General features: G+C 32.5%; 12 protein-coding genes. 4 read left to right on the top strand and 8 right to left on the bottom strand.

The window, feature by feature from the left end:
* Positions 1-80: 80 nt before the first annotated feature.
* Complete coding sequence (locus ACFSX9_RS05375) at positions 81-749, bottom strand: hypothetical protein (protein WP_379805382.1); 669 nt, start codon at positions 747-749, stop codon at positions 81-83.
* A 299-nt stretch (positions 750-1,048) separates the two neighbouring features.
* Between ACFSX9_RS05375 and ACFSX9_RS05370 the strand changes: the two genes are divergently transcribed.
* The 3 genes from ACFSX9_RS05370 (at position 1,049) to tnpA (ending at position 2,605) form a co-directional block, all read left to right on the top strand.
* Positions 1,049-1,621 carry a hypothetical protein gene (locus ACFSX9_RS05370; protein WP_379805380.1) on the top strand — a complete coding sequence of 191 codons (573 nt, stop codon included), beginning with the start codon at positions 1,049-1,051 and terminating at the stop codon, positions 1,619-1,621.
* Positions 1,621-2,028, top strand: a complete 408-nt coding sequence (locus ACFSX9_RS05365) for a hypothetical protein (RefSeq protein WP_379805378.1) — start codon at positions 1,621-1,623, stop codon at positions 2,026-2,028. The genes ACFSX9_RS05370 and ACFSX9_RS05365 overlap by 1 nt, the downstream gene beginning before the upstream one ends.
* Before the next feature lie 115 nt (positions 2,029-2,143).
* Entirely contained in the window at positions 2,144-2,605 is a 462-nt protein-coding gene (gene tnpA / locus ACFSX9_RS05360) for an IS200/IS605 family transposase (RefSeq protein WP_379805375.1), read from the top strand.
* Positions 2,606-3,051: 446 nt separating this feature from the next.
* Here the strand turns inward: tnpA and ACFSX9_RS05355 are convergent, their stop codons facing one another.
* The gene (locus ACFSX9_RS05355; protein ID WP_379805373.1) at positions 3,052-4,455 is read right to left on the bottom strand and encodes an FAD-binding oxidoreductase; all 1,404 of its coding nucleotides are present in this window, start codon (positions 4,453-4,455) and stop codon (positions 3,052-3,054) included.
* A gap of 123 nt (positions 4,456-4,578) precedes the next feature.
* On the opposite strand from ACFSX9_RS05355, the gene meaB reads away from it, so the two are divergent.
* Positions 4,579-5,664 carry a methylmalonyl Co-A mutase-associated GTPase MeaB gene (gene meaB, locus ACFSX9_RS05350; protein ID WP_379805371.1) on the top strand — a complete coding sequence of 362 codons (1,086 nt, stop codon included), beginning with the start codon at positions 4,579-4,581 and terminating at the stop codon, positions 5,662-5,664.
* A gap of 67 nt (positions 5,665-5,731) precedes the next feature.
* Here the strand turns inward: meaB and ACFSX9_RS05345 are convergent, their stop codons facing one another.
* The 6 genes from ACFSX9_RS05345 to ACFSX9_RS05320 all read right to left on the bottom strand — a co-directional run bounded on the left by ACFSX9_RS05345 (position 5,732) and on the right by ACFSX9_RS05320 (position 13,344).
* Positions 5,732-6,718 (bottom strand): hypothetical protein, encoded by a 987-nt coding sequence (locus tag ACFSX9_RS05345; protein ID WP_379805369.1) that lies wholly within the window; start codon positions 6,716-6,718, stop codon positions 5,732-5,734.
* Positions 6,719-6,846: 128 nt separating this feature from the next.
* Entirely contained in the window at positions 6,847-7,833 is a 987-nt protein-coding gene (locus tag ACFSX9_RS05340; RefSeq protein WP_379805367.1) for a hypothetical protein, read from the bottom strand.
* 30 nt (positions 7,834-7,863) lie between these two features.
* Complete coding sequence (locus ACFSX9_RS05335; RefSeq protein ID WP_379805365.1) at positions 7,864-8,937, bottom strand: hypothetical protein; 1,074 nt, start codon at positions 8,935-8,937, stop codon at positions 7,864-7,866.
* 205 nt (positions 8,938-9,142) lie between these two features.
* Positions 9,143-9,895: a CHAP domain-containing protein gene (locus tag ACFSX9_RS05330; protein ID WP_379805363.1), complete on the bottom strand. Its 753-nt coding sequence runs from the start codon at positions 9,893-9,895 to the stop codon at positions 9,143-9,145.
* A gap of 18 nt (positions 9,896-9,913) precedes the next feature.
* Positions 9,914-11,692, bottom strand: coding sequence for a hypothetical protein (locus tag ACFSX9_RS05325; protein ID WP_379805361.1), 1,779 nt, complete (start codon positions 11,690-11,692; stop codon positions 9,914-9,916).
* 80 nt (positions 11,693-11,772) lie between these two features.
* Complete coding sequence (locus ACFSX9_RS05320) at positions 11,773-13,344, bottom strand: hypothetical protein (RefSeq protein ID WP_379805359.1); 1,572 nt, start codon at positions 13,342-13,344, stop codon at positions 11,773-11,775.
* Positions 13,345-13,348 lie beyond the last annotated feature (4 nt).

Below are 13,348 nucleotides of genomic sequence, written 5' to 3'. Positions count from 1 at the left end.
TCGATTTTGCAACTGTTTAATTTAATATTTTTGTCTAATAATCTGTATCGATTATTTAGGACGGGACAGAGCGGTGTGTATTACATTCCGCCCATTTGTTTTTGGAATTCTTCCATAGTAACTTTAGTAAATCCTTCTCCAACTGAAAAGCAATCTTTTGGTAATTCTTTAGAAAAAGAAGTAGCCGTCATTGTTACTTCCCCATTTGGAGTTGAAGTTGTTAATTGTAGCGGATATCCAGCAAGTTTTAATTTTGCATCTTTTGAACCCTGAGACGCAATTCCTTCTGTAATATAAAAATCATTTGACGTTCCGTCTTTCATCTTAACTATAGCTTTGTAGCATTTAAAACCTGCGATCTCTTTCGTATCTTTTTTGTCGTACTTAATTTCTAATGCATCATCCACGTTTCCTACACCTTTGTTAGCTTCTAGAGCTTCGTCACTAATTTCGATGATTTCATATTTCATTCCCATAGCTTCAACTGACATTTTTGAGTCTTTAAAATTACCTAGAGGTGTAATTGTTTTCATTAACATCATACCACCCATCATATTAACATCTGTAGCCTGCATAGTTTCATTAAAATGAACAGACATTGTGCTTTCACCCATCATTGCATTAGCTTCATTATCTCCAGTTATTTCCATTTTATAAGTAACTGAACCTTTTTTTAATGCAGTTTGTGCATTCATTGTTGCGCCAGTAAACAAAAGAAAAGCTACTGCGATTGTTGTGATTTTTTTCATATCAATGTTTTATTTTACTTTGGTAAATATAATAAATTATTTTATTTTGGTATATTAATAAGGATAGCGTTTTTTATATCTGATAATTTCTTATATTTACTTTAAATTAAAATGGTTATTATGGCAAAAAGTCAAGATGCAAAGAAATCCGTTAAGAAAGAACCTCTAAAAACGGCAAAAGAGAAAAAAGAAGAGAAACGCGATAAAAAGAATTCTCCTAAAAGAGATTAATATCAATCCCCAATTGCTGAAAGTAGTTGGGGATTTTTTATATTTGATAAAAATTTAAAATACTACTTATGAAATTAAGAATAGTTGCCTTCACTTTTTTCCTTTTTCAAGCGTTTGCGCTTTTAGCACAAGATATGAATACCCTAAAATCGGAAGCATTACGTTCGTATAAAGCGGGAATAAACATGAATTATGAGGATATTTTCGACACTACTTATCCAAAGGTTTTTGATATTGTTTCTAAAGACCAAATGAAGGAAATGTTTGGACAAATGATGGATAATGAGCAGTTTTCAATCAAATTGATAGAAAGTGATCCTAAATTTTTATTTGGTGAAATTAAGAAAATTGAAGATAAATTATTTTGCGTTCTTACTTATAACAATGTAATGGAAATGACTTTTAAAGTACCAATGGAAGATCCAGAAGGTATGTTAGATGTTTTTAAAGTAAACATGGGTGCAGAAAAAGTAACGTATAACAAATTGACAAGCACGTTCAAAATTGAATTGCGTTCAACACTTATAGCCGTTGCTGATAGTTTAACGAACAATAAGTGGAAGTTTTTAAACAAAGACAATGAGAACAAAATGTTTTCTATGATTTTCAATGATAAAATACAAAAACAATTAGGACTTTAATGGATACACAAGCAAATAATATCGTTTACACGGAGTTTTTTAATCAGGTTAAAGCAAGTATTGCCAATGGAACATTTGCTAAATTAACTCTTTCAAAAACGATTGGAAAACCAGAATTGCAGAATATTTATGTCAAAACGATCGTAGAAGACAATATTTTGAAATTAGCGATGACGCATAAAATTTACATTACTGAAAAACAAGAAGTTTTACACATTCATCCTATAGAAGACTTGGAATCAGAGTTGACGCAATACATCAATAACCCGTTTATGTGGCTTTTGCTGTTTACTACCGAAGCTGATATTACAATGAAGTTAAATAAAAAACGTGTGGCAAGTATAGTCGAACAACTGCCAACGTTTAAAAATCCAGATGCCAATTTGGTGGAGTTTTTGAATAAATAGTAAAGGGGGTTAAAAGTATAGGAGCTAATAAATTGACTTTTATAATATCCCGTAGGGATAACATCTAGGTAACGTATAGACTCAAACTAATTAAGTCCTGTAGGGATGATATAATATGGCAAACACTTACACACAAATACACGTTCGGTTTGTTTTTGCGGTGAAATACCGAAATGGATTAATTCATTCTTCCTTCAAAGAGGAATTATATCAATATATTGCAGGTATTATAAAAAAGAACAATCATAAATTATTAGCTATCAATGGAGTTGAAGACCATATTCATATTTTCATTGGTATGCGACCTACTCAATCTATTTCTGATTTACTGCAAGATATAAAAGGGAGTTCGTCAAAATGGATCAATGAGAAGAAGTTCCTAAAAGTGAAATTTGAATGGCAGGAAGGATATGGAGCGTTTTCATATTCGAAATCTCACGTTGCTAATGTTATTCGTTATATTCAAAATCAAGAAGTTCATCATAAAAAGGAATCTTTTAAAGACGAATATTTAAAATTTCTTGAAGCCTTTGCTATTGAATACGATGAACGATATATTTTTAAGGAACCAATTTAGGTTGAGCTCATAACGATATATCGTCCCTACGGGACTACTTTTATTTGAGATTAATTTTACCTCTATATAATCCCTACGGGATAAGCTAATAATTGAGTTCAATAGTACAATTAGATATAATCTCTCTCTTGAGAATCTAACAAGAAACCTACAAAATTATAACTAATTAATAGCTTAAAATGATTTATTACTATAAATTTATTTAATTTTATAAATCTCGTTATGGATTGTATCTAATTGAGTTAAATAGTACAATTAGATATAATCTCTCTCTTGAGAATCTAACAAGGAATCTACAAAATTATACCTAATTAATAGCTTAAAATGATTTAATATTGTTTTCGTCAATTTTATAAATCCCGTTAGGGATTATATTTAGGTAACGATATACAACGGAAAACTAGTTAAGTCTCGTAGAGACGACATAATAAAAAATAGAATAAAATCTATTCCTCATCCGGAAAAATCTTTCCAGGATTCAGCACATTATTTGGGTCGAAAATCGCTTTGATGCGTTCCATTAGTTCTAAATGTACTTTTGAAAACGCAATGTCCATATAGTTTTTTTGGACTAATCCGATTCCGTGTTCGCCTGAAAGTGTTCCTTTTAATCCAATCGTTAATTCAAAAATTTCTCTGATTCCTTGTGGAACTTGCGTTTGCCAATTGTCGTCCGTCATTTCACCTTTAATGATGTTCACATGTAAATTTCCATCACCTGCGTGACCATAACAAACCGATTGAAATCCGTATTTATTTCCAATTTCTTTGATGCCTTTTAAAAGTTTCGGCAATTCATATCTTGGCACCACTGTATCGACTTCTTTATAAATAGAATTTGATTTTACCGCTTCTCCCACAGCTCGGCGTAATTTCCAAAGTGCATTTTTCTGTTCATCGGTATCGGCAAACAAAACCTCATCTATTTCAAATTGTTCCACTACGTGTAGAATTTTCTCGGCTTCTTGCATTAAAATTTCAGGATAATTCCCATCCACTTCAATCAATAAATGTGCTTGTATATTGTCGTTTATGTTCACATTTACTCCGTCTACAAACTTTAAGGTCCAGTCGATAGCATCGCGCTCCATAAATTCCAAAGCGCTTGGAATTATTCCGGCTCTAAAAATTGCCGAAACTGCTTCGCATGCTTCTTCAGCCTTAACAAATGGCACTAAAAGTAAGACGTTATAGTTGTTTTGTGGAATTAATTTCAATACAGCTTTTGTTACGATTCCTAGAGTTCCTTCGCTTCCAACCATCAATTGAGTAAGGTTGTAACCTGTTGAGTTTTTCAACGTATTGGCTCCGGTCCAAATGATATCGCCTGTTGGTAAAACTACTTCTAAATTAAGCACATAATCTTTGGTAACACCATATTTTAAAGCTCGCGCACCTCCTGCATTTTCGGCAATATTTCCGCCAATCCAACAACTTCCCATGCTACTCGGATCTACTGGATATAATAAACCTTTTTCAGCCACAGCTTCACGCAGGACTTGCGTAATAACTCCAGGTTCTGTGGTGATTTGTAAATTACGTTCATCGATTTCAATAATCTTGTTAAAGCGTTCCATCGAAATTCCAATGCCACCATAAATTGCTAAAGCACCTCCACTTAATCCAGTTCTGGCACCAATTGGCACTGTCGGAATTTTATATTTATTTGAAACCTTTAATATTTCGGAAACTTCAAAAGTATTTGCAGGTTTAACCACAACTTGAGGCGGAAAACTTAAATCTTCCGTTTCATCGTGACCGTAATTTTTTCGCGTAGCTTCATCAGTAAAAATATAAGAAGTTCCTACAATAGTTTCAAGTGCTAAAAGAATTTCAGGATTCAAGTTCATAGTGTAAATTTGAAGTGTAAAGATATAAAAATAGTAAATAAATTGGGATGAATTTTAAACCTTCTGCTTCAACTGTTTTATATTCCTACATTTTTTGTAAATTTACAGAAAGCAATTATCCTTTTGAAAACACCAAATAAAAAATCAGCCTTATCCGAAGTTCATGGTGTGGACCAACCAGAAGCTGTAAGTTCAGTAGTGGCGCATCAAATTCAGCAATTCCGAAGAAAAAAACCTTCGACAGAAGAATTGGTGACTCGAATTTTGAACGGTGATAAAACGGCTTTGAGTCGAGCAATTACTTTAGTAGAAAGCACGAATCCAGAACATTTGGAAAAAGCGAATGAAGTGATTAAGGATTGTTTGCCACATGCTAATAAATCGGTACGTATCGGAATTACTGGTGTTCCCGGTGTTGGAAAAAGTACTTTTATCGAAGCTTTTGGTAAGTATTTGACTTCAATTGGAAAAAAAGTTGCGGTTTTGGCGGTTGATCCAAGTTCTTCTATTAGTCATGGAAGTATTTTAGGTGATAAAACCCGCATGGAAGAACTGGTTAAAGACGAAAATGCTTTTATCAGGCCAAGTGCTTCGGGTGATACTTTAGGTGGCGTTGCCAGAAAAACTAGAGAATCGATAATTTTGTGTGAAGCTTGTGGTTTCGATACCATTATTATTGAAACAGTAGGAGTAGGCCAAAGCGAAACTGCCGTTCACAGTATGGTAGATTTCTTTCTGTTGTTGAAAATTTCAGGAGCTGGAGATGAATTACAAGGAATAAAACGCGGAATTATGGAAATGGCAGATACCATTGTAATTAACAAAGCGGATGGCGATAACATTCAAAAAGCGAAATTAGCTAAAACTGAATTTAATCGTGCTTTGCATTTGTTTCCGGCGAAAAGTAGCGGTTGGATTCCGAAAGTGACGACTTGCAGTGCTTATGAACAAACGGGAATTGATGCTGTTTGGGAAATTATTTCCTCCTATTTTGAAATGGTTAAAGCCAATAGCTATTTTGATGAAAAACGCCAAAGTCAGAATCAATTTTGGATGATGGAAACGATTAATGAACAATTGAAAACACGGTTTTATAATCATCCCGAAATTAGTACTCTTTTGGAAGAAAATAAAAAAGCGGTTCAAAATAACCAACTTTCACCTTTTGCAGCGGCTCAAATTTTATTGGAACGCTATTTTAAAAACTAAATTACCTTAATTTTCTAATATAAAATCATACCTTATCTCATAAAAGACAAGGTATGATTTGTATAATTTAATTTTTCAACTGAACACCAAAATAATAACCAGGAAGCGTATTAATTGCCGTTGGAGTGACAATTCCAGAGTTAGGTGTTAAGTCGATCACAGTAGCGGTTGAAGTGTTTAATACATGTGAATTCAAACTATAGATATAATAAAATTCCGTTTCGGTATCAAGTATTGTTGAAATTCGACTCCCGTTTGAAGTAAAAGTTGTTGTTAAATCTACCACCACAGTTTCGGCACCAGTTGCTTCATCAATTGTAATTAATTGTTTTGAAGCAGCGTTTTCTCTAACAACATAAAGCGCATTATTACATGGCGATGCTGGATTCGGATTATTTACATAATGTAAGCCATCAAGATTTGTCAATGAAAGTTGTTTTGGGTAACCCGAAATAAGTGATCCACCTCCGGAAATATCTATTTTATAAAATTGCGCACTTGAAATAATGTATAAGAAATTACCATTTGAAGTGATGTTTGAAGACAATGCGGTTGGTAGTAGTTGGATCGGTGTAAATGTACTAATCGGTGTCATTGTCATTACATCATACTCTTTCAACTCATAATTTACTACCATAAAGAAACGACCATTGATGAATTTCATTGCATTTATGTGAGCAATTGGAAATTCTAAAGGAGTAGGAGTTGTTGCGGCTGAAACATCATAAACTAGAACACGATCACCTGAAGAAACAACATATCGCTTTGCACCTTGAATCGCAATTTTAGAATATGCAGATGATTGCGTCATTCTTAAACTAGTTCCAAAAGTAGCTGGTAAAATGATATCATTTCTTTTAAAACCTGTTGGATTTGTGCCGAAGTCTTCATTAAAATCCCATACATTACATTCAAAACCTCCAATATTCTGTGTTTTAATATAAAGATGATTTGCTGTATTGGGAACTACAAGTGGAGAAATAGGATCTGATGAAGAATCACAGCTGATGAATGCTGTAATAAAAAGTACGGCTATAAATATCTTGGTTTTCATAATTTACGGATTTAAGTTATTTATAAGTATATCAATTGAAACCCCGTTTTGTTACCCCTGATTGCAATAAAAAACCCCTAAAGTTTTAAAAACGATAGGGATTTTAGAAATAAAAGCAACCAACTTAACTAATTTCTACTTTTTATACCAGCAACATAAATTGAATTATTTGAATTTGTACTTACCACAGGAATACTAGCAGAAAGATCAACTCTTGTATAATGTGTCGTTGAAAAATCTTGTGATTTAGTAACTATAAAATAGCGTTTATTGCATTTGTCGTAAGTGGTACTAAAGTTTTCTTCGTTCGCTTTATACGATAAATTAACTACATTGGTTTCAATTACAGCTGTAGGATTACTTATGTCTAATTGAACTAATTCAGTATCAGCACCGTTAAAATCGTGTCGAAGAACCAACAAATGTGTTGCATCCACATATTCTATTCCTAGCAAGTTCCCTGAGTAATTTAGACTTCCAATTACTGTGGTAGTGGTAGTAGTTGTATTAATATCATACGTAATCAAATTTGTACCTATTACATAATATAGTTTATCTACACCATTTGTAGTTGAAGTGAATGATGAATAATAATTTACAGAAGTTGAAGGATTATTGATTGTTACTGTTTGTAAAGTAGCATAGTTACTATCTAAAACTCTAAATTCTAAATAGTTGTTAAAGTATTCTACATTTCCAAAATAAAGGTTTCCATTAATAAATTCGGGTGCATTAATAGTTCCAACGTTTGCTGGTAATGCTGGAGTTGTTAATACACCAGCACTAGTTAATTTATATAACGTGTTATTTCCATTATCGACATTCACATAGCTTCCGTCAATAGTGTTGTAAGCGCCATCATGCATGTTTAATTGCGTCTGAAAAGTATTTGTTGTGAAATTTTGTGTTGGACCAATTTGAGAAACTAATATTCCAGGAGTTGTAGTTACAAAGTCGGCCACGCCAAAACGAGTTGTGGTTGATGCTGTTTGAAATTGTATTCCCACAATTTCACTATCGGGACAATTTAGAGCATTTACATTCGTGTCATCGTCACTGCAACTCATTATAATAGTAGCCGTGAATAGAAGCGATAAAAGTGTTAGTTTATTCATGATTTCTTAATTTTTATGATTGTTTTTAATTTACTTTTGGACTTCAAGACCAAATAGGAAGTTGTTATTAAAGGGATAACTTGCAATGGAATAGGCGTTCAAATCAATTTCATATACTTCTGTATTATAAGGATTGTAATTGCTCATATAAGTTAAATAATATTTGTTATCACACTTATCATAAGTTGTTGATCGTCTGTCCATCGTATTAATTATCGATGCTAATTGAGGAGCGTTTGCAGGAAAGTCGGCTTGTAGTAAATTATATTTCACGATAGGTGTAAAAACTGATGTGGCTACGGAAGGCAATTCTATAATTTCAATTTTATAATTAGGTGAAACTGTTTGTTGCAACATTACTAAAGTATTTGTGTTACTGATTTCCATTCCTTGCATGAATTTTCGGTCGTTAGCCTGATTATACGTTGAAATGGTGTGAACACTAAAAAGATTTGTAATTATATCGTAAACTAGGATTTGACAATTTGCCAAGAAATAAACTTTGTTATTTAAGAACACTCCTTCAATGTTAGCGTCTCTAAATCCGTTTTCTACTGCACTAGGTAAGATAATATTCTGAGGTGCGCCTGAAACGGATGTTTCTGATTCGTCTACTAGTTCTGCATCGAAACTAATTACATCATTATATGGAGCACTAGTTTGAGTTACTTTATTTGTTATTTTTAAAAAGCGCAAATTATTAAATACAAAAACGGGTGCGCTTAAGCTCGAACTTATAGCGTTATTTTGAATTAAAGTATTACTTATTAAGTCGGCTTTAAAAAGTCTTTTTCCGCCAGTTTTATTAGCTAAACAAACAAGTTCAGAATTATCAAATTTTAATGAGCTTGACGGATAGAACAATGTTCCTACATCGGTAAATGAGTTGTTAGGAATAGAATTGCTAAATACTGATGGAGTAGCAGCATTAAATTTACTTAAGTATCCAACGTTAAAAATATCTCCAACTGCAGTTGCTTCATTTTGAGTTTGAAAGGAATAAAACTTTGCATTACAAATTGTGTTGGGGTCGTTATCGTAATCTGTATCGCAACTTAGTAAAGCTGCGCAGATAATTGCTAAAAGAACTAATTTATTTTTCATGATCAGTATGTGTTTATTACTAGTATATCAATTAGGAAATAGATTTGTTACCCTGTAATTGCTTAAATAAAAAAAATCCTTTCTTCTTAGAGCAAGAAAAAAGGATTATAAGTTCAAATTGCTTGGTAGCTTTTAAATTTACGGTGTGATTTATACATTGCGATTATAATTCTACATAAGGAGCCTTACTTTTTTTAATGGATTATTAAGAACAAACAATAAAGCCTTTATTTATTGAATTTAGCTTTCTACTCTGAAGTAAAAATACACCAATTCCTTCTCTGCTTTTCTTATTGTTTGTGTTTCCTTCAATAGTTGTAATATATCCATTGTTCACTTCTTTTACAATCCCTGTATGTCCCAAGCCACTTCCATGATCAATAATAAAAATTGAACCAGGTATCACAAATGATGGATTAGATTGGGCAGTACTTGCAGTTATTTTCTTCGCTATAGTTCTATTCCATTGCGATAAACAACCACCGGTTCTAATTAAAGGGTTTGTAGTTTTGAGCGTTTTTGACGCTTCTTGAAAACAATAGTAGACAAAGGCCATACACCAAGGGTTTCCTTTTGAAGAGCGAACACTTGCAAGATATTTTTCAACCTCAGGTCCGGCATTGCTTCCTAACGGTTGCTCAAGAACGCCTATTTGTGAAGTTGCAATTTCAAGGGCTGCTTCTAGTAAAGACTTTGAAGTTTTTTCCACTTTAATCTTTTCATTTTCAAATAAAGCGCCCCACGTTATGGGTCCAATTACACCATCTGCAATAAGAAGGTTTCCATAAACATCAGTAGTCATACTTTGGAATAGCTTTACTGAAGATTTCATAAGTTCATCAAAAACGCCGTTTATAGTCACTTTAACTATACCACGTTTATTCAACATTTTTTGAACTTCAACAACAATTGTTGCGTCTTTTTCCCCTTTTTTAATAGTTCTATTTGGATAATTCATGATTTATTTTTTTTTAATTTATTGTGGATTTTTTGACATTCTTTCGCAGACCATGCCAATTAGAAAGTAACTTTCAAAAGTAACTTCGTCTGGTTCTAAAGTATATTCTAAAGTCATATTATTCGTATTCTCAACTTTAATAGTAGTTGTCAAAGGTTTATAACCATTTATTCGGAATTCAATTTTGTAGGATCCTAATGGTAATTTGCAAGTAGCAAGACTTTCTTGATTCGTTTCAATATCCAATGAAAAGTTTGTACCTATTCCTAAAATAGAAACACTGCATTGATATATTGGAATTTCTTTTGCTATTTTGTTAATTAATTTTATATTAATCTTTGTATTTGAAGGAATAATTACGGTCTGATTTATTGCAGTTACAAAGTGCGGCATAATGATAAATTGGCTCACTACCGCATTAGCTGGAGCATCTTTTTGCAAACTTGAACGCTTCGAAAGGATTTCTTTTGGATTTCTACTGAATCTGCTAAATGCAGTTGGATTAGCTTTTTGCATCACTAATGGGTCAATAGTTTTAGTCAAAGGAATCTTAACTGCAGCATCAGTTAAATTTGCTTTACTTACCTTATAATTTAACTGATTAGAAAGTAAAGTGTCTTTATTTGTAATAGCTTTTACAAATCTAACTTTTGTTAAATGATTAGTGAAAAGTTGCGCTTTCATTACCAAAGGGCCAAACTGTATGATCTGATTTGAATTGTTCTGTTCTAAATCAATATTTGAATCAATATTTATTTTTAAATTTTTGATCAATATCATTGTCTTTGGAAAGGCAGAAAGCATAAATTCATTAGAAATAGTAGCTCCGTCGGAAATTTGTTTGTCATCTGGCAGTTCCAAAAATTCTGATTCTAATACTTTTTTATTGAACCATCCTCTTTTTAAATGGACAAATGAATATTCTAATTCTATGCCAGTGATGTATTTCTCATCATAATCGATTGATAAAATTTCTTGCGGTAAGTTGTCGTTTGATTTTCTTGCCAGCTGATAATCATTTTCAAGTTCTGATTTTGAAAGCTTTAATTTGTTCCATCCCGATTCTGATTTCATAAAATCATAAGGAACAAAACTTATATCATGATAAGATGCCAAGGTATCAATATCGGTTTTTTCTGCAATATCAAAAAATGATTTTGAAGCACTTAATAGTTGCAGGTAATTTTCTAAATCGCTTTTTTTATTAATTTTTTCTAAAACAGCTTCTATTGCGCTTTTATAACCTTTAACTTCTAAATTGGTATAAGCTAATTTTGTTTTGGTTTGTAGCACAAATAGTTTTTCGGTCCATAAGTCTTTTTGCTGTTCAGAAATGAGGGCGTCGAATTGTGCTAAATGTTGTTCAACTAAATTTATCGTATCTTGTAGCAAGTCGAGATATTTCTTATACTCTTTGAATTCTTTCGTTTCTTTTCCCTTTAAGAACAAGATAGATTCAATTTCATCATCCATATTTAACAGACTTTCTTTTATTTTTTTTGGTTTAATAGCTTGTAAAATTTCCCTGTATCTGTCGAATAAAGAATTGCTCGGATTGATGTCCCAAAAAGAATCAGAAATAGGAATCGAATTCAATTGGTAAGAAATATCTCTTTTTTTATTAAAAGACTCTAAGAGATTGTCTTGGTTTGTTATGTTTTTAGGCCCTAGTAAACTTAATTCCTCATTTGTGAACACCCTTTGTGAGGGGCAAAGTAATACCGCTTCTTTACTTTGACCGCTTTGTGATTCATAAATATCTTTAAGTTTTTGGAATAATGATATGTAATATTTCATAGTTTATTAGTTTAAATCCATTTCAAATTTTTATTACAGTCGGTAATAAAACTTTGAAATGGATTTATTAGTTTAGAGATTTAATCAGGAATTGTCCATTCAGAGTCCTTAATATTAGGACTTGGATTTGGAGATAAAGGCACAATATGGCATTTATATCCCAGCAGTAAATAACCTTTTGCCGTTTGATTTTGCCCTGTTCTTTCAGTAGTTGACGTTACGTCAGTAGCTGATTGGCTATAATGACCGCCGGCGTTAAATCCGAAAATATTAACACTACCACCGCCACCTATTGTGTTTTTTACATAATTAAAAGAGTCTGAACCTTCATTAAATCCAATTTTTAAATCCTTTATTATATACATTTCAGAAATTACAGCTGGCATCAAAGGCTCTGGCCCGTTGCCTTGCTTTCCTCCAATACCATTGCTAATAACTGAATTGTTAATTACTTGAGGCGATGTTTTAGGAAATTTCCAATATCTAGATTCTACGAAAGGCATTCCTAACCAACCTCTATTAATAGAACATTTTGAAATTTTGAAACTCATATTAAAATCATTGAAGTTCAATTTAGAAGAGGCATCTACTTTCTCACCTTTAATATGTGCTGATGCTCCCCATGAAGAACCGCCAAATCCTGCACTTGCACCCCAGTTTTTTGACTTTGAAGAATAGGAACTATCATAGTGAGATTTACTAAATTCAAAGTTCATCCATCCATCTGAATTATTTAATACATTCGAAGGTAAAGGAGCAGAAATGTTAAAAGAGTTACTCGTTAATACCGATGTTCTTTTGGCAATACTAAATTCTGTTTTATAGCGCTCCTTTAAAGTTAAGAAATTACCCTCCTCAACTTGAGAGATATAATTTTGCACTTTTTCAATTTGGGTTTTAAATCCAAGGGTTTCCCATGCTTTCATTGCATTTACCACTTTCTTTTTTAACATACCTCCTTTTAAAGCCAAGTCTGTTATGGCTTGTGGATCGTTTCCTCCTTGCGCAGCTGCTTCTAAATTTCGGAATTCTTCTTCCGCAGCGTAGTATTTAATTTCATATTCTAAATACTTTAGATAGCTAGGTGAAATAAAACTTTGGAAAACAAACTTTGGATTATCTTCTGGATGTTCAATTGAAGTATCGTCAAAATCAGGATTTGCTAATTTTTTTATAGTAAACAGTTTTTTGCGCATTGTATCGATTTTTTTCAGCAATTTTGGATCGAGTTCTGTGTTTAATACTACTGAAAACAGCAAAGCATCTTCATATATTTGGGATACACGTTTTAGAGAATCGCTCCAAATAGTCATCTCTCTTGTGCCATCTGGTTTTAAGGCTGGTATAGTGGAAGGAATCTTATCAACTAATTCAGAAAATTCTTGAGAATAAATATAGGCACTCCATTTTTTTGAAGATCTAAGGTTGTTATATTCTTCTTGAGACATGTTTTCTTCTTTTTTTACAGAACCAAAAAATCCTTTTGCAGCAAAATCAAAAGCTTGCTTATCTAGAGCTTCTGGCACGGTATTCCAAGCGACAAAATCATTCATTCCTAACATTTTTGCATCGCCACCATTTGTTATCTTTTTAAATACTTCACCAAATAGTACTTGCGTAAAATCCTTTGGTATTGGTTCAAATTTTGACATAATA

The sequence above is a fragment of the Flavobacterium ardleyense genome, from assembly GCF_042686085.1.
Taxonomy (GTDB): domain Bacteria; phylum Bacteroidota; class Bacteroidia; order Flavobacteriales; family Flavobacteriaceae; genus Flavobacterium; species Flavobacterium ardleyense.
This window is presented reverse-complemented; position numbering and strand designations above follow the sequence as displayed.

What these genes read in the sequence shown, in the direction of transcription:
- ACFSX9_RS05340 (WP_379805367.1), bottom strand. Translation starts at nt 7,833, where the DNA reads ATGAATAAACTAACACTTTTATCGCTTCTATTCACGGCTACTATTATA.
- ACFSX9_RS05345 (WP_379805369.1), bottom strand. Translation starts at nt 6,718, where the DNA reads ATGAAAACCAAGATATTTATAGCCGTACTTTTTATTACAGCATTCATC.
- ACFSX9_RS05330 (WP_379805363.1), bottom strand. Translation starts at nt 9,895, where the DNA reads ATGAATTATCCAAATAGAACTATTAAAAAAGGGGAAAAAGACGCAACA.
- ACFSX9_RS05325 (WP_379805361.1), bottom strand. Translation starts at nt 11,692, where the DNA reads ATGAAATATTACATATCATTATTCCAAAAACTTAAAGATATTTATGAA.
- ACFSX9_RS05355 (WP_379805373.1), bottom strand. Translation starts at nt 4,455, where the DNA reads ATGAACTTGAATCCTGAAATTCTTTTAGCACTTGAAACTATTGTAGGA.
- ACFSX9_RS05320 (WP_379805359.1), bottom strand. Translation starts at nt 13,344, where the DNA reads ATGTCAAAATTTGAACCAATACCAAAGGATTTTACGCAAGTACTATTT.
- ACFSX9_RS05375 (WP_379805382.1), bottom strand. Translation starts at nt 749, where the DNA reads ATGAAAAAAATCACAACAATCGCAGTAGCTTTTCTTTTGTTTACTGGC.
- ACFSX9_RS05370 (WP_379805380.1), top strand. Translation starts at nt 1,049, where the DNA reads ATGAAATTAAGAATAGTTGCCTTCACTTTTTTCCTTTTTCAAGCGTTT.
- ACFSX9_RS05335 (WP_379805365.1), bottom strand. Translation starts at nt 8,937, where the DNA reads ATGAAAAATAAATTAGTTCTTTTAGCAATTATCTGCGCAGCTTTACTA.
- ACFSX9_RS05365 (WP_379805378.1), top strand. Translation starts at nt 1,621, where the DNA reads ATGGATACACAAGCAAATAATATCGTTTACACGGAGTTTTTTAATCAG.
- tnpA (WP_379805375.1), top strand. Translation starts at nt 2,144, where the DNA reads ATGGCAAACACTTACACACAAATACACGTTCGGTTTGTTTTTGCGGTG.